Origin of the sequence: Marivita sp. (assembly GCF_022763305.1) — a bacterium.
GTDB lineage: Bacteria > Pseudomonadota > Alphaproteobacteria > Rhodobacterales > Rhodobacteraceae > Marivita.
This window is the reverse complement of record NZ_JALEGT010000062.1, coordinates 14,428-30,213: the sequence shown is the minus strand read 5'-3', so window position 1 is coordinate 30,213 and position 15,786 is coordinate 14,428. Positions and strand designations below refer to the sequence as shown.

Here is a 15,786-nt window from a genome sequence, read left to right as displayed (position 1 = left end):
TTGGCGAAATATGACTCTTCGAAATATTTTTTGTGATGCTGTGGCATACCGCGGTATTCCGGATGGGATTGGCGGACAGTGGTTACAAGATCGTTGATTTCAAGGGGTGGTAAATAATATGAACCACTGCATCCCGGGTGGATGTCCCGGTGATTTTTCCCGGCACAGACCGGACGACCCCGAGGAGGAAACATGAAAAACGTACTCACCAGCCTGGCCGTGGCAGCGGCTGTTCTGACAGCCCCGGCTGCACATGCCGCCGACAAGCTTGTGCTGAAGACACCGATCGCGTTCTCGACCGCGCTGCCGGGTCTGGGCACGCCGATCCCGCGTGTGGCGGACCAGTTGGACCTGATGTCGGGCGGGACGCTCAAGATGAAGGTCTACGAGCCGGGCAAGCTGGTCGATCCGTTCGAAATTCTGGACGCCGTCAGCACCGGGAAGATCAATTCGGGCTACACCACCGCCGGGTATTGGGCGGGCAAGATTCCCGCGTCGCCGCTGTTCTCGGCCGTGCCCTTCGGCCCCGAGGCGGGTGAATACATGGCGTGGCTCTATTACGGCAACGGCATGAGCCTGTATCAGGAAATGTACGATCAGGCGGGCTATAACGTCCACGTTCTGCCCTGCGCGATCATCGCGCCGGAGACGTCGGGCTGGTTCGCCAAGGAGATCAACACGCCCGCCGATCTGCAGGGGCTGAAGATGCGGTTCTTCGGTCTGGGTGGTAAGGTCATGCAGAAGCTGGGTGTGGCGACATCGCTTCTGCCGGGTGGTGAGATTTTCCCGGCACTGGAAAAGGGCGCGATTGACGCGACCGAGTTCTCTATGCCCGCCATCGACGCGCGGCTCGGGTTCCACAAGCTGGTCAAGTACAACTACTTCCCCGGCTGGCACCAGCAGGCGACCGTGTTCGAGTTGATGATCAACAAGGACGTCTGGAACGAGGCCTCGGACCAGCACAAGGCGATCATTGAAAACGCGTGCAAGGCGTCGATGGCCGACAGTTTTGCCGAAGGTGAAGCGATCCAGCACGCCGTGCTGATCGACAACGTCGAAAACAACGGTGTCGAGATCAAGCAGTGGTCGCAGGAGATGCTGGATACGTTCGAGCAGACCTGGAACGCCGTTGCTGAAGAAGAAGCTGCAAATAACGAGTTCTTTGCCAAGGTTCTGGCGGACATGAACGATTTCCGGGACGGTTACACGCTCTGGAAAGAGAATGCCTTCCTGCCGCGCAAGTAAGAGTGAGCAGCCGCGGCGTCCCCGATCGGGACGCCGCATTTTCATTTGTTTGTCGCTTTTTACGGAATTGGACGCCGGGTCTTTTCTGCCCGGCGAGGGACAGGAGGCACCGTCATGTCAGAGACATTTAAAGCCATGGAAGACCCGATCGAAACCTACGAACACATCCTCGAACATGAGGACAAGGACGCGCAGACCGTGGCTGTCGGGATCGACAGGATGGTCAAGGGCGTGGGGCATGTGGTCATGTGGGCGAATGTCCTGCTGATCGCGGTCATCGTTGCACAGGTGCTGTTCCGCTACCTGCTGAACCAGAACTTCCCCAAGCTTGATGAGATCCAGTGGCATTTCTACGGGTTGGTGACAATGGTCGGCATCTCCTATGCGCTGGTCACGGACAGCCATGTGCGGGTGGATATTCTGCACCTGCAACTGAGCCGCAGGGCGCAGCGGATCATCGAAGTGCTGGGCATCCTGACGCTTGTCGCGCCGTTCCTTTATCTGATGGTCGATCAGGGGTGGGATTACTTCTACGAAAGCTGGCGCGTGAACGAGCGGTCGTCTTCGCCGACGGGTTTGCCTGCGCGCTGGGCGTTCAAGGCGATCATCCCGATCTCGTTTGTGCTGCTGTCCTTCGCGGCTTTGGCGCGGTTGATCCATGATGTGCATGCATTGTTCGTTGCGGGGGAGGAAGAACGGCAGGGCCGGGACCTGCGTTTGATCCTGTGGGCGCTTGTGAGCTTTGCCGCGCTGGCGGTGTCACTGACGTTCCTTGTGCACACGACCGAGGAAAAGCTGGTCATCGCCATGTTCCTGACCTTCATCGCGCTGTTGTTCACCGGGTTTCCGGTGGCCTGGGTGTTGGCTGGGACAGGCGTGCTCTATTGCGGGGTCGCGTATCTCTTCGACAACGGGATGATGAACTGGACCGGGCTTGAGGAGACCCTCATCGGTCTGGATTACCTGAGCCTTGGGGCGGTCGTTAACCGGGTCTATGCGACCATGTCGAACGCGGTTCTGGTGGCCTTGCCGATGTTCATCTTCATGGGGTTGATGCTGGACGAATCCGGTGTGGCCGAGAAGCTGATGTCCTCGATGCAGCGCCTGTTCGGACGGACGCGCGGCGGGCTGGCAATCACGGTGACGATGATCGGGATCATTCTTGCGGCCTCGACCGGGATCATCGGCGCGTCCGTGGTTCTGCTGGGCGTGCTGGCGCTGCCGTCGATGGTGGAGCAGAAATATTCGCCGATGCTGGGCACTGGTGTGGTGGCGGCTTCGGGCACGCTGGGCATTCTGATCCCGCCGTCGATCATGCTGGTGATCATGGCAGACCAGATGGCGCTGTCGGTGGGGGATCTCTTCATGGCGGCGATGCTGCCGGGGGTTCTGATCGGGGTTCTGTACCTGACCTATATCTTCGTCATCTCTTACCTGAAGCCGTCGGTCGCTCCGGCCCCTGAAGGCGCCGTGCGCCCGGATTGGGCGGCTGTGAAGGATGTGCTGATGGCTATCCTGCCGACGCTTGGTTTGATCCTTGCGGTTCTCGGGTCGATCTTCGCCGGCATCACCACGCCGACCGAGGCGTCTGGCATCGGGGCCCTTGGAGCGACGGCGCTTGCGCTGGGGTATCGCAAGCTGACGCTGAAAAAGCTGGTGAATGTGCTGAAGTCCACCTTCAATACCACGGCCTATATCTTTGCGATCTTCCTTGGGGCCACAGTGTTTTCCTACGTGCTGCGCGAACTGGGTGGGGACCAACTGATCGAGGACATGATCCTTGGCACCGGGTTCGGGCCAAATGGCACGGTGATCGTGATCCTTGGAATTGTGTTCCTGCTGGGCTTTGTCCTTGACTGGATCGAGATCACGCTGATCGTGCTGCCGCTGATGCGCCCGATCATCAATGCGCTGGGGTTGGATATTCCGGGCTACGGTGTTGTCGATGAGGCCGCACTGGTCTGGTTCGTGATCCTTGTGGCCGTCACCTTGCAGACGTCGTTCCTGACGCCGCCGGTTGGATTTGCGCTCTTCTACCTCAAGGGGGTGTGCCCGCCTGAAATCAATCTTGGGCATATCTACAAGGGCGTTGTTCCCTTCGTTCTTCTTCAGCTGACCGGACTGGCGTTGGTGTTTTTCATGCCATGGCTTGCAACGTGGCTGCCTTCGGTGGCTTACTGAACGGGGCGAGAAGGAGAAGGCCGATGACGGACGAATCCTTGCTGAAGGACCTGCGCGCGGTGGTCGGGGCACGTCATGTCCTGACCGGCGCCAAGCAGACCGAGCGGTTCCGCAAGGGCTTCCGCTCGGGTGAGGGCGACGCGCTGGCCGTGGTGCAACCTGCGACGGTTCTGGAACAGTGGCAGGTGCTGCAAGCCTGTGTGGCGGCGGACAAGATCGTCATTATGCAGGCGGCCAATACCGGGCTGACCGAAGGGTCGACGCCGAAGGGGTCGTATGACCGCGATGTGGTTCTGATCAATACGCGGCGGATGGATGCGATCCACACCTTGCGCGGTGGTGAGCAGGTGGTGAGCCTTCCCGGGGCGACGCTCTTTGCCCTGGAAAAGCTGCTGAAGCCTTTGGGCCGACAACCCCATTCGGTGATCGGATCGTCCTGTATCGGCGCGTCCATCGTCGGCGGCGTTTGCAACAACTCCGGTGGGTCGCTGATCGAACGGGGGCCGAGCTATACCGAGCTGTCGCTGTTTGCGCGGATTACTGCGGACGGTGAATTGGAGTTGGTCAACCATCTGGGGGTCGCGCTGGGAGATACGCCGGAGGAGATCCTGACCCGCGTGCAGAGGGGCGACTTTGGCGAGGCCGATCTGGAGCCGACGAAAAAGCGCGCCTCGGATACCGAATACCACAGGCTGGTGCGCGACGTGGATGCGGACAGCCCGGCGCGGTTCAACGCGGACAAGCGGCGGCTTTACGAGGCGGCTGGGTGTGCCGGGAAACTGGCGGTCTTTGCAGTGCGGCTGGACACCTACCCGATCAATGAGACCGAACAGACCTTCTATATCGGGACGAATGATCCCGATGCGCTGACCGATCTGCGGCGGCATATCCTTGTACAATTCGAGAGTTTGCCGGTGTCCGGCGAATACATGCACCGTGAGTGTTTCGATATTTCAGAGACCTACGGCAAAGACACGGTTTTGATGATCGACAAGCTGGGCACCGACAAGCTGCCGATGTTCTTTGCGATAAAAGGTGCCGTCGATGCCCGGTTGAACAAGCTTTCGCTGACGCGCGGGTTCACGGACCGGTTCATGCAGTTTGTGTCACGCATGGTGCCGAAGCTTTTGCCGAAGCGGCTGACCGAATACCGGGATCGGTACGAGCATCACCTGATCCTCAAGATGCGGGACGGGGGTGTGCGCGAGGCGCGGGGTTTCCTCAAGTCTTTCTTCGCCGAGCACGAGGGCGATTTCTTTGAATGCACCCCGCGCGAAGACAAGCTGGCCGGATTAAACCGCTTTGCGGCGGCTGGTGCTGCGATCCGCTATCAGAATGTGCATCGTGACGAGGTCGAGGACATCCTCGCGCTGGATATTGCGCTCAAGCGGAACGAGCGCTCATGGCTGGAGCAGTTGCCTGCGCATATCTCGGACAAACTGGTACACCGGCTCTACTATGGCCACTTCTTCTGCCACGTGCTGCATCAGGATTACATCGTGAAGAAGGGTGTGGATGTTGCTGCGCTGAAGGCGGAAATGCTGGAATTGCTGGACCAGCGCGGGGCGGAATACCCTGCCGAGCATAACGTCGGCCATATCTACAAGGCCAAGCCGGACCTTGCGGAATTTTACAAATCCATCGACCCGACGAACAGTTTCAACCCTGGCATCGGCAAGATGTCGCGTTGCAAGCACTACGCGTGAGATATTTGTTTAATTGTGAACCAATTTGCCATGCGCCTGATGCATGGATGATATGACGTTGCCTTACTGCCCCAAGGGAACCGGGCATGCTAGGAGCGCGTTAGGTTGTTGAGTAAGATTGCGCCCAAGCAATTTGTTCAACGATAAACTATTGGCCAGAACGGCCAGACCAAGGGAAGAGGGATTATGAAAGACAGCCCCCAAGATATTGACCCGGTCGAATCCCAGGAATGGCAAGACGCGATTGAAGACGTGATCCTTCGGGATGGCGCGGATCGTGCGCATTTCCTGCTCGACAAAGCGGTGCAGCAGGCACGCGCTGCGGGCGCGAAGCTGCCGTTTTCGGCGACCACACCCTATCAGAACACCATCGCGCCGGATGACGAAGTCGACATCCCCGGCGATACCGAGATGGAATGGCGTATCCGCACCATCAACCGGTGGAACGCGATGGCGACCGTGGTCAAGCGGAACAAGGTCAGCAGCGAATATGGCGGGCATATCGCCTCCTTCGCATCGTCGGCGGCCTTGTATGATATTGGTCTCAACCATTTCTGGCGGTCGAAATCCGCGATCCACGGCGGCGATCTGGTGTTCTTCCAAGGCCACGTCATTCCCGGCATCTATGCCCGGTCGTTCATGGAAGGCCGCATCAGCGCCGAACAGCTTGAGGCGTTCCGGTCCGAGGTTGATGGCGGTGGTCTGAGTTCCTATCCGCACCCGTGGCTGATGCCGGATTACTGGCAGTTCCCGACCGTTTCGATGGGTCTGGGGCCGCTCATGGCGATCTATCAGGCGCGGTTCATGAAATATATGCACAACCGTGGCCTGATCGACATGGGCGACCGCAAGGTGTGGTGCTTCCTTGGCGACGGAGAGATGGACGAGCCGGAAAGCCGGGGTGCCATCGATTTGGCCGTGCGCGAAGGGCTCGACAACCTGATATTCGTCATCAACTGCAACCTCCAGCGTCTTGATGGCCCGGTGCGCGGTAACGGCAAGATCGTGCAGGAGCTTGAGGGTGACTTCCGGGGTGCCGGTTGGGACGTGATCAAACTGCTGTGGGGTCGGGGCTGGGACGAGTTGCTGGAGCGGGACACGTCCGGCAAGCTGCGCCAGTTGATGGATGAAACCGTCGATGGCGATTACCAGACATTCAAGTCGAAGGATGGCGCGTATATTCGCGAGCATTTCTTTGGCAAATACCCCGAGACGGCCGCTCTGGTCGAAGACTGGACCGACGATCAGATCTGGGCGCTGCGCCGGGGCGGGCATGATCCGAAGAAGGTCTACAACGCGTTCCTGCGGGCGACCAAGGCCAAGGGCACGCCGACCTGTCTGCTGGTCAAGACCGTCAAAGGCTATGGCATGGGCACCGCTGGCGAAGGCCAGAACACCACGCACCAGCAGAAAAAGATGCAGTTCGACCAGCTCAAGGCGATGCGGGATCGGTTCCAGATTCCGGTCACCGATGAAGAGCTGGAGAAGGACGTGCCGTTTGTCAGTTTGAACAACGCACAGAAGGCCTATCTGGCGGATCGCCGGAAAGAGCTGGGCGGGTCGTTCCCTGTGCGCCATTGGAAAGACGCACCGAAGCTGGAAATCCCGGCACTGGAGCAGTTCAAGGGTCAGCTTGAGTCGACGGGGGATCGCGAGATTTCCACGACAATGGCATTCGTGCGTATCCTGACGACGCTGCTCCGTGACAAGAAGATCGGCAAGAACATCGTGCCGATCGTGCCGGATGAAAGCCGCACCTTCGGGATGGAAGGTCTGTTCCGGTCTGCGGGGATCTACAACCCGCTGGGGCAGAACTACACCCCGCAGGATAAAGACCAGATGATGTTCTACAAAGAGAGCCTGGATGGTCAGGTTCTTCAGGAAGGCATCAACGAAGCGGGCGCGATGGCGGACTGGATCGCGGCGGCAACGTCGTATTCCAACCACGGCGTGCCGATGATCCCGTTCTTCATCTATTACTCGATGTTCGGCTTCCAGCGGATCGGCGATCTGGCCTGGGCCGCGGGGGACAGCCGTGCGCGGGGCTTCATGCTGGGTGGGACTGCCGGGCGGACCACGCTCAACGGCGAAGGGTTGCAGCACGAGGACGGGCATTCGCACATCCTTGCGGGCACCATTCCGAACTGCATCAGCTATGACCCGACCTTCAGCTATGAAGTGGCGGTGATCGTGCAGCACGGTTTGCAGCGGATGTTTGTCGATCAGGAAGACGTGTATTTCTACCTGACGCTGATGAACGAGAACTACAGCCACCCGGAGATGCCGATGGGTGCTGAAGAGGGCATCATCAAAGGTCTCTACCGGCTGCACAAGACAGCGAAGCCGGGCAAGAAGCACGTGAACCTGATGGGGTCGGGGACGATCCTTGTTCAGGCGCTAAAGGCGGCCGAGATGCTCAAGGAAGACTTCGGTGTCACGTCGGACATCTGGTCGGCCACATCGCTGAACGAGTTGGCGCGGGATGGTCAGGATTGTGCACGTCACAACCGTCTGAACCCGCTGGCCGAGCCGAAAGTGCCGTATGTCACCCAGCAGCTAGAGGGTGCGAAAGGTCCGGTGATTGCCGCAACGGACTACATGAAGAACTACGCCGAACAAATCCGCGCCTTTGTGCCGGGTCGGTTCACGGTTCTGGGCACCGATGGCTATGGCCGGTCGGACAGCCGCGTGAACCTGCGCCGGTTCTTTGAAGTGGACGCCAACCACATCGCCGCCGCTGCGATGGTCGATCTCTACCGCGAGGGCGCGGTGACCGAGAAAGACCTGCAACTGGCTTTGAAGAAATACGACATCGACGGCGACAAGCCGAACCCGCGTCTGGTGTGAGCGGGAGGAGACCAAGATTATGACCGTAGAAGTTAAAGTACCCGACATTGGCGATTTCACCGATGTGCCTATCGTCACCGTTCTGGTGAGTGTAGGTGACACGATTGCCGTCGAAGATCCGATTGTCGAACTTGAGTCCGACAAGGCGACGATGGAAGTGCCAAGCTCTGCCGCCGGCGTGGTGAAAGAGATCAAGGTGTCCGAGGGCGACAAGGTGTCGGAAGGATCGTTGATCCTGATCCTCGAGGCTGATGGCGCAGCTGATGCGCCGAAAGAGGCTGCGAAGGAAGAGCCAAAAGCTGAAGCGCCGAAGGCGGCGGCACCGGCTGCTGCGCCTGCACCGGCACCTGCCAAAACCGATGCCGGGTTTGGCAAGATTCACGCATCGCCGTCGGTGCGGGCCTTCGCCCGGACCGTGGACGTCGATCTGGCCACGGTGAACGGCACCGGTCGCAAGGGGCGCATCCTGCGGGAAGACGTGATGAAGGCGCTGAAAGCCACAGCGGCCCCGGCTGCTGCGAGTGGCGCTGTGTCTGGTGGCATGGGGATTCCGCCGATCCCGGCTGTGGACTTTTCCAAGTTCGGGCCGATCGAAGAGATCGAGATGCCCCGGATCAAGAAGATCTCTGGCCCGGCGCTGCACCGGTCCTGGCTCAACATTCCGCATGTCACGCATAATGACGAGGCGGACATCACGGATCTCGACAAGTACCGCAAGGAAATGGACACGATGGCCAAGGACAACGGCTATCGCGTGACGCTTCTGTCCTTTGTCATCAAGGCGTCGGTGTCTGCTCTGAAAGAGCATTGGGAGTTCAATTCGTCGATCCATCCCGATGGCGACAAGCTGATCAAAAAGGACTTCTACAATATCGGCTTTGCGGCGGATACGCCGAACGGTCTGATGGTTCCGGTGATCAAGGATGCGGATCGCAAGGGTCTGGTCGAGATTTCCAAGGAGCTGATGGAGCTGTCGAAAGCGGCACGGGAAGGCAATCTCAAGTCCAAAGACATGCAGGGCGCGACCTTTACCATTTCGTCGCTTGGCGGCATCGGGGGCACCAGCTTTACCCCCATCGTAAACGCGCCCGAAGTGGCGATCCTCGGTCTGACCCGGTCCAAGATGGCGCCGGTCTGGAATGGTGAGGAATTCGTGCCGCGCCTGATGCAGCCACTGTCGCTGTCTTACGATCACCGTGCCGTCGATGGCGCCTTGGCCGCGCGCTTCTGCGTGACGCTCAAGACGCTGCTGGGCGATATGCGCAAGTTGATGTGGTAAGGGGGACGATCTGATGGATGTCAAAGTACCCGATATCGGGGATTTCAAAGACGTACCCGTTGTCACCGTTCTGGTCAGCGTGGGCGACACTGTGTCAGCAGAAGACCCGCTGATCGAACTGGAATCCGACAAGGCGACGATGGAAGTGCCATCGCCTGCGGCTGGCAAGATCACCGAGATCAAGGTGGCCGAAGGCGACAAGGTCTCTGAAGGCACCGTGATCATGGTTCTGGAAAGCGCGGACGCCAAAGCGGACGAGGCGCCGAAGGCGGCAGAGACAGCGCCTGAAGTGCCGAAATCTGTCGCGGCAACCGGCACCGCGTCCGGCAAGGGCGATGTGCATGCCGAGGTTGTCGTTCTGGGCTCTGGCCCCGGTGGCTACACGGCGGCATTCCGGGCGGCGGATCTGGGCAAGAAAGTTGTCCTGATCGAGAAGTACCCGTCACTGGGTGGTGTGTGTCTGAACGTGGGCTGTATCCCGTCGAAGGCTTTGCTGCACGTGGCCAAGGTGATCACCGAGGCTGAGGAGATGTCCTCGCACGGGATCAGTTTCGGCAAGCCGAAGATCGACCTTGATGAACTGCGCGACTTCAAGAATCGCGTCGTTGGTCAATTGACCGGCGGTCTGAGCGGTCTTGCAAAGGGGCGCAAGGTTCAGGTGGTCCAAGGCTATGGAACCTTTACCGGGCCGAACATGATCGAAGTGATCGGTGACAGCGGCAAGACCAATGTCAGCTTTGATCAATGCATTATCGCTGCCGGGTCCGAGCCGGTGAACCTGCCGTTCATTCCACATGACGACGAGCGGGTGATCGACTCGACCGGGGCGCTGGAGCTGCGGGATATTCCGAAGCGGATGCTCATTCTGGGCGGTGGGATCATCGGTCTGGAAATGGCCTGTGTCTATGACGCGCTGGGGTCGAAGATCTCGGTTGTGGAGTTCATGGATCAGCTGATGCCGGGCGCTGACAAGGACATCGTCAAACCGCTCCACAAGCGGATCGAGGGCCGGTACGAAAACATCTGGCTCAAGACCAAGGTGACGGCTGTCGAGGCGCAGAAGAAAGGCCTCAAGGTCACGTTCGAGAATGACAAGGGCGAGACCTTTGACGATATGTTCGACAAGGTGCTGGTGGCGGTGGGCCGCAAGCCGAACGGCAAGCTGATAGACGCCGAAAAGGCGGGTGTGGCTGTGGATGATCGCGGCTTTATCGCCGTGGACAACCAGCAGCGCACGGGTGTGCCGCATATCTTTGCGATTGGCGATGTGGTTGGTCAGCCGATGCTGGCGCACAAGGCCGTGCACGAAGGCAAGGTCGCGGCAGAGGTTGCCGCCGGACACAAGCGGTTCTTTGATGCGCAGTTGATCCCATCGGTGGCCTATACCGACCCCGAAGTGGCGTGGTGCGGCGTGACCGAAACGCAAGCCAAGGCGCAGGGGATCAAGTACGAGAAGGGCGTGTTCCCTTGGGCGGCTTCCGGGCGGTCCCTGTCGAATGGACGCAACGAGGGGATCACCAAACTGCTCTTTGATCCGGAAGATGACCGCGTGATCGGGGCCTGCATCGTCGGCACCAATGCCGGTGATCTGATCTCGGAAGTGGCACTTGCCATCGAGATGGGCGCGGATGCGGTTGATCTGGGCCACACGATCCACCCGCACCCGACCCTGTCGGAAACCGTGAACTTTGCCGCCGAGATGTTCGAGGGCACGATCACCGATCTGATGCCGACGAAGAAGAAAAAGGCGTAAACGCAAAAGAAGAGGGGGCCGGTTGGCCCCCTTTTTCGTCGGTCAGGTTGTCGGCTTATATGCCGAGGAACGGTTGCGCGATGCGTGGCACCAGACCCTTGAACTTGAGCGGCGCGTCTGTGACAGCAAGGCAGATGCAATCCTCGGAGATGTCCGCGACCGGCGTGTGGTTCAGATCTTCGCTGGCAACTTCGATTTCGCCCCGGCCGAAATACCCGCCTTCGTCCTGAAAGGCGCCCTTGAGAACCAGAGTCAGTTCCAAGCCGTGGTGCCCGTGATCCGGGATCGCGGTGCCGGCCGGAATATAGAGAAGACGTGCCGTTGCTTCGCTTGAGGTGGGCAGGATCGCCTGCTTCACACCCATGCCGACCGGACGCCAGCGTACGTTGTCCAACCCGCCACCGACGTAATCGCACAGGGGGGCTGGCAGGATGTCGTCCTGCACACGGATCGGTGCGGAGTTTTCCTCAATGCCGCTGTCTTGGGCGTGGATCATGTCCAGCACCGATGCAAGGCTGTTGCCGGACAACTCGACCGTGTCGCATGTGTCGAGCAGGGCACCGCCCACCGCATCATAGCTGCCCAAGGCAGACCGGCATTCATCGCACAGCGAGATATGTGTCGCCACGATCAGGTTGACGGCCTCGGGCAGATCACCCGCCGAATAGGCCATCAAGAGATCGTCAGTGAGGTGGTGTTTTACAGTCATGTCAGTGTCACTTCATCGAGTGGCGCAAGCGTTCGAGCGCCAACCTAATGCGGGATTTGATCGTGCCCAGAGGAAGACCTGTCTGATCCGCGATTTCGCTGTGGGACAAGTCTCCGAAATAGGCCTTTTCAATCAGCTCCCTTTGTTTCTCGGGCAGGTCGCGCAGGGCACGACCCAGTTGCTCGCTCTCCTGTTGCAGCCCGATCACATCCGCCTGGTCGGGCTCTGCTTCCGGCCCCCAGGGAAGATCCTCGGGTTCCGGGCGCCGCTGTTTTCGCAGCACATCTATCTTCTTGTTCCGGGCGATGGTGAAAATCCATGTCGATGGACTTGCCCGGCTCGCATCGTAGAGATGCGCCTTGTTCCAAACGGTAACGAGCACTTCCTGCGCGCATTCCTCGGCCAGCGCTGCGTCCATGCCCGTCCGCATCAGAAACGCTTTCACCCGGGGACCGAAATGTCCGAACACCCGGATGAACGCGGCTTCGTCCCGCGCATCGCGGACCGCAATCAGGTCGTCGACCCACGGTAAGACGTCGTTTCGCATTCCTGCAGTCAATGTATCCGTTCCGTTCGCGCGTTCTGCGCAGGATTCGCGCATTTCCATCCCCTTGGCAACGGGAGAGACTTGGCAATCCGACGAAAGCACGGTTGTCGTGAACATGCCGAAGATACGGCGCATCTACACGTTTGGATCAAAGAATATTTTGTTTTTCTTTTCATCCGGTCTGTGGCTTGGAGCGTAAACAAAACTAGACACATCACAGAAGAGAGACAGCCATGCCGTTTGAAGCCCGCGCCAGCGCCCCAAAGAAGATTGCCGTGATTGGCGCAGGGATTTCGGGAATGGGGGCCGCGCACATGCTGTCCGAGGACCATCACGTCACATTATTCGAGGCCGAGCCGCGTCTTGGAGGGCATGCACGGACCATCGTTGCGGGCAAGAATGGCGACCAGCCGGTGGATACCGGTTTCATCGTTTTCAACTATGCGAATTACCCCCATCTCGCACGGCTGTTCAACGCGTTGGATGTGCCGGTCACCAAGAGCAGCATGAGCTTTGGCGCAAGCCTCGATGGCGGGCGGATCGAGTACGCGCTGGCGACTTTTGGGTCGGTGTTCGCGCAGAAAAAGAACCTCGTGAACCCCAAGTTCCTGCGGATGCTGGCAGACATTGCCAAGTTCAACAAACGGGCGCTCGATGCCACGCGCGACCGCAGCCTCAATCTTGGGGCGTTTCTGGAACAGCTGGGGACAGGGGATTGGTTCCGGGACTATTATCTGCTGCCGCTTACTGGTGCGATCTGGTCGACGCCGACGGAAAAGGTGATGGATTTCCCCGCGCATGCTTTGGTGCAGTTCATGGAGAACCATGCGCTGTTGTCCGTATCGGGCCAGCATCAGTGGTATACGGTCGAGGATGGTTCCATCGAGTATGTGCGGCGCCTGGAAGTGTCGTTGAAACAACGTGGTGTCACGCTGCGCCTGGGCGCGCCCATCGATGCGGTGCGCCGCGATGTGATGGGAGCCGAGATCAAGGCACATGGCGGCGAGTGGGAGCGCTATGACGAGGTCGTCTTTGCGACCCATTCAGACGATACTCTGCGCCTTCTCTCTGATGCGACACCACTGGAAAAGCGTGCTCTTGGTGCCATCAAGTACCAGCCCAACCGCGTCGTGTTGCATGCCGATGCGAGTGTGATGCCGAAGAAGCGGATTTGCTGGTCTTCGTGGAATTACACCGAGACCGAAGCCAAAGAACTGAACACCATCGACCTGACCTACTGGATGAACAGCCTTCAGCCGATCCCACAGGATGACCCGCATTTCGTGACGCTGAACACCACCCGTCCGATCCGCGAGGAGTTGATCTATGACGAATGCACCCTGCGTCATCCGGTCTATGACCTAGAGGCGCTGGCCGCGCAGGAGACCGTACGCGACATGAACGGAACGAAACGGACGTGGTTCTGTGGCGCATGGATGAAGAACGGGTTCCATGAAGACGGATTGGGCAGCGCGGTGGATGTCGTCGACGCGATCCGTGCCCGCAACGCAGTTGCAGTGGCCGCGGAATGAGGGTTGTCGATCATATCGTCGGGTACACCTATCATGGTCGCAAAGGCAGCACGGACAATGCGTTCCGCTACTCGATCGACTACGTGATGCTGGATGCCGAGGCCAAGCCTAAAACGCCTTGGCTGTTCTCGCGCAACAGGGGCAACGTGGCGAGCCTGCAGGACATCGATCACGGAGGTACGCCGGGCGAGGGACGCGGGGCTGTTTGGGCGCGCGAGGTTCTGGACGCCCACCAGGTGCGGGCGCGGGGGCGGTTGTTGCTGCTCGCACAGCCAAGGTTCTTGGGCCATGTCTTCAACCCTGTGTCGTTCTGGCTGGCGCATGATGAGAGCGACAACCTCGTCGCCGTGATTGCGGAGGTGACGAACACCTTTGGCGACCGCCATTCCTACCTGTGCCGCAAGCCTGACAATTCGCCGATCAAATCGTCGGACCGATTGCAGGCCACAAAGATTTTCTATGTCTCGCCCTTCCAGCCTGTCGAAGGCGGGTACGAGTTCAGGTTCGACATCCGACCGGACAAGATCGGGATCTGGATTGACTATTCGCAGGCCTCCGGAGGTTTGATCGCCACGCTGACCGGTCCGCGCAAGGTGATCAGCAATGGGTCGATTCTGCGGTCGCTCGTACGCCGCCCGATGGGCTCGCGTCGGGTATTGGCTCTGATCCACTGGCAGGCGCTCAAGCTGTGGTGGAAGGGCTCGCGCTATCGCACCCGTACAGAACCGCCCCTGGAGGAAGTCAGCCAGTGATGAGGGCAGATCGGCAGAACCTGGGAGCCTACGCGGTGTTCGCGGCGGTGCTCGCGGCGGCGGGTTTGCCGATATATATCCATGCGCCGAAATTCTATGTCGATGAATACGGCGTCAGCCTTGCCGCTTTGGGCTCTGTCCTCTTTGGACTGCGCTTGTTCGATGTCATTCAGGACCCGCTTTTGGGCAAGCTGGCCGTCGCGGTCCGCCGGTACCAGGGTGTGGCTGTCGGAGTCACGCTGGCGATCATGGGGGCCGCAATGCTGGGTCTGTTTGCGGTGACACCACCGACCAGCCCGATTCTGTGGTTCGCCGTGATGCTGACGCTCGTGTTTTCGGCGTTCAGTTTCCTGACCATCAATTTCTACGCACGCGGCGTCCAGAAGGCGCAGGCGCTGGGCGGCGACACCGGGTATCTGCGAGTCGCGCGCTGGCGAGAAACGGGTGCCTTGCTTGGCGTGTGTGTGGCTTCGGTGATGCCGTCGGTTTTTCTGGCCATCGCATGGCCGGAATTCGTGGCCTACGCGGCCGTATTTGCGCTGGCCTGTTTGATCGCAGGGATCGCGATGCATAATGAATGGCGCGGTGCCACAGCCGAGCCGTCTGAGGGCTTTGGAATTGTCCTAAAGGATCAAATCTCGCGGCGCCTGCTGCTGATCGCGCTGGTCAATGCGGCGCCGGTCGCCGTGAGTTCGACACTGTTTTTGTTTTTCGTGGAAAGCCGTTTGGATGCGCCGGGTTGGGAAGGGCCGCTGTTGCTCCTGTTCTTCGTGGCTGCAGCAGGCGCCGCACCTCTTTGGGCCGCTCTGGCAGAACGGATCGGTGCCAAGGCCGCGCTTCTTGCGGCGATGCTTTTGGCCATTGTGGCCTTCAGCTTTGCGATGATGCTGGGCAGCGGCGACACGGTCTGGTTCGCCTTGATCTGCTTGGCCTCGGGGGCCGCAGTCGGTGCCGATCTGACCTTGCTGCCGGCTGTCTTTGCCCGGCGGATGGAGCAGGTGGCGCCGGAAGCGTCCGAAGGGTTTGCGCTCTGGGGATTCGTGTCGAAATTCACACTCGCCTTTGCGGCGATTGCGTTGCTGCCGATCCTCGAGGCCAGCGGGTTTGTCTCGGGCGCGGAAAACAGCGAGGCCGCGCTGAGGACGTTGACTTTGCTCTACGCAGGCGTGCCCTGCGCTTTGAAACTGGTGGCGATCGGTCTGCTGATCGCGACACCGCTTGGAAAGGAATGACGT

At 59.6% G+C, this 15,786-nt stretch carries 11 protein-coding genes; 9 read left to right on the top strand and 2 right to left on the bottom strand.

Features of this window, described 5'->3' with window-relative positions; all coding sequences use genetic code 11:
• The first annotated feature begins 192 nt into the window (after positions 1-192).
• The 6 genes from MRY75_RS12270 to lpdA all read left to right on the top strand — a co-directional run bounded on the left by MRY75_RS12270 (position 193) and on the right by lpdA (position 11,011).
• On the top strand, positions 193-1,245 hold the full coding sequence (locus MRY75_RS12270) for a TRAP transporter substrate-binding protein (RefSeq protein ID WP_292308192.1): 1,053 nt from the start codon (positions 193-195) through the stop codon (positions 1,243-1,245).
• A gap of 114 nt (positions 1,246-1,359) precedes the next feature.
• The gene (locus tag MRY75_RS12260; protein ID WP_366934928.1) at positions 1,360-3,426 is read left to right on the top strand and encodes a TRAP transporter large permease subunit; all 2,067 of its coding nucleotides are present in this window, start codon (positions 1,360-1,362) and stop codon (positions 3,424-3,426) included.
• Between the two features lie 23 nt (positions 3,427-3,449).
• Positions 3,450-5,132, top strand: a complete 1,683-nt coding sequence (dld, locus tag MRY75_RS12255) for a D-lactate dehydrogenase (RefSeq protein ID WP_292308190.1) — start codon at positions 3,450-3,452, stop codon at positions 5,130-5,132.
• A gap of 186 nt (positions 5,133-5,318) precedes the next feature.
• Positions 5,319-7,979, top strand: coding sequence for a pyruvate dehydrogenase (acetyl-transferring), homodimeric type (gene aceE / locus MRY75_RS12250; protein ID WP_292308188.1), 2,661 nt, complete (start codon positions 5,319-5,321; stop codon positions 7,977-7,979).
• A 19-nt stretch (positions 7,980-7,998) separates the two neighbouring features.
• A complete protein-coding gene (gene aceF / locus MRY75_RS12245) occupies positions 7,999-9,258 on the top strand; it encodes a dihydrolipoyllysine-residue acetyltransferase (RefSeq protein WP_292308186.1) in 1,260 nt (419 codons plus the stop codon).
• A 13-nt stretch (positions 9,259-9,271) separates the two neighbouring features.
• Positions 9,272-11,011, top strand: coding sequence for a dihydrolipoyl dehydrogenase (lpdA, locus tag MRY75_RS12240; RefSeq protein WP_292308184.1), 1,740 nt, complete (start codon positions 9,272-9,274; stop codon positions 11,009-11,011).
• Positions 11,012-11,066: 55 nt separating this feature from the next.
• Here lpdA and MRY75_RS12235 read toward each other — a convergent pair whose 3' ends face one another.
• Both MRY75_RS12235 and MRY75_RS12230 read right to left on the bottom strand, forming a co-directional pair.
• The gene (locus tag MRY75_RS12235; RefSeq protein WP_292308182.1) at positions 11,067-11,720 is read right to left on the bottom strand and encodes a ChrR family anti-sigma-E factor; all 654 of its coding nucleotides are present in this window, start codon (positions 11,718-11,720) and stop codon (positions 11,067-11,069) included.
• 7 nt (positions 11,721-11,727) lie between these two features.
• Complete coding sequence (locus MRY75_RS12230) at positions 11,728-12,267, bottom strand: sigma-70 family RNA polymerase sigma factor (RefSeq protein ID WP_292308310.1); 540 nt, start codon at positions 12,265-12,267, stop codon at positions 11,728-11,730.
• 233 nt (positions 12,268-12,500) lie between these two features.
• On the opposite strand from MRY75_RS12230, the gene MRY75_RS12225 reads away from it, so the two are divergent.
• Genes MRY75_RS12225 through MRY75_RS12215 form a run of 3 tightly spaced genes read left to right on the top strand, consistent with a single transcriptional unit; the run spans position 12,501 to position 15,783 of the window.
• A complete protein-coding gene (locus tag MRY75_RS12225) occupies positions 12,501-13,799 on the top strand; it encodes an FAD-dependent oxidoreductase (protein WP_292308180.1) in 1,299 nt (432 codons plus the stop codon).
• Positions 13,796-14,551, top strand: coding sequence for a DUF1365 domain-containing protein (locus tag MRY75_RS12220; RefSeq protein WP_292308178.1), 756 nt, complete (start codon positions 13,796-13,798; stop codon positions 14,549-14,551). The genes MRY75_RS12225 and MRY75_RS12220 overlap by 4 nt, the downstream gene beginning before the upstream one ends.
• Complete coding sequence (locus tag MRY75_RS12215) at positions 14,551-15,783, top strand: MFS transporter (RefSeq protein ID WP_292308176.1); 1,233 nt, start codon at positions 14,551-14,553, stop codon at positions 15,781-15,783. The genes MRY75_RS12220 and MRY75_RS12215 overlap by 1 nt, the downstream gene beginning before the upstream one ends.
• Positions 15,784-15,786: the final 3 nt, after the last annotated feature.

Coding starts and splice junctions, on each gene's coding strand:
- MRY75_RS12270 (WP_292308192.1), top strand. CDS start 193: ATGAAAAACGTACTCACCAGCCTGGCCGTGGCAGCGGCTGTTCTGACA.
- MRY75_RS12260 (WP_366934928.1), top strand. CDS start 1,360: ATGTCAGAGACATTTAAAGCCATGGAAGACCCGATCGAAACCTACGAA.
- dld (WP_292308190.1), top strand. CDS start 3,450: ATGACGGACGAATCCTTGCTGAAGGACCTGCGCGCGGTGGTCGGGGCA.
- aceE (WP_292308188.1), top strand. CDS start 5,319: ATGAAAGACAGCCCCCAAGATATTGACCCGGTCGAATCCCAGGAATGG.
- aceF (WP_292308186.1), top strand. CDS start 7,999: ATGACCGTAGAAGTTAAAGTACCCGACATTGGCGATTTCACCGATGTG.
- lpdA (WP_292308184.1), top strand. CDS start 9,272: ATGGATGTCAAAGTACCCGATATCGGGGATTTCAAAGACGTACCCGTT.
- MRY75_RS12235 (WP_292308182.1), bottom strand. CDS start 11,720: ATGACTGTAAAACACCACCTCACTGACGATCTCTTGATGGCCTATTCG.
- MRY75_RS12230 (WP_292308310.1), bottom strand. CDS start 12,267: ATGCGAAACGACGTCTTACCGTGGGTCGACGACCTGATTGCGGTCCGC.
- MRY75_RS12225 (WP_292308180.1), top strand. CDS start 12,501: ATGCCGTTTGAAGCCCGCGCCAGCGCCCCAAAGAAGATTGCCGTGATT.
- MRY75_RS12220 (WP_292308178.1), top strand. CDS start 13,796: ATGAGGGTTGTCGATCATATCGTCGGGTACACCTATCATGGTCGCAAA.
- MRY75_RS12215 (WP_292308176.1), top strand. CDS start 14,551: ATGAGGGCAGATCGGCAGAACCTGGGAGCCTACGCGGTGTTCGCGGCG.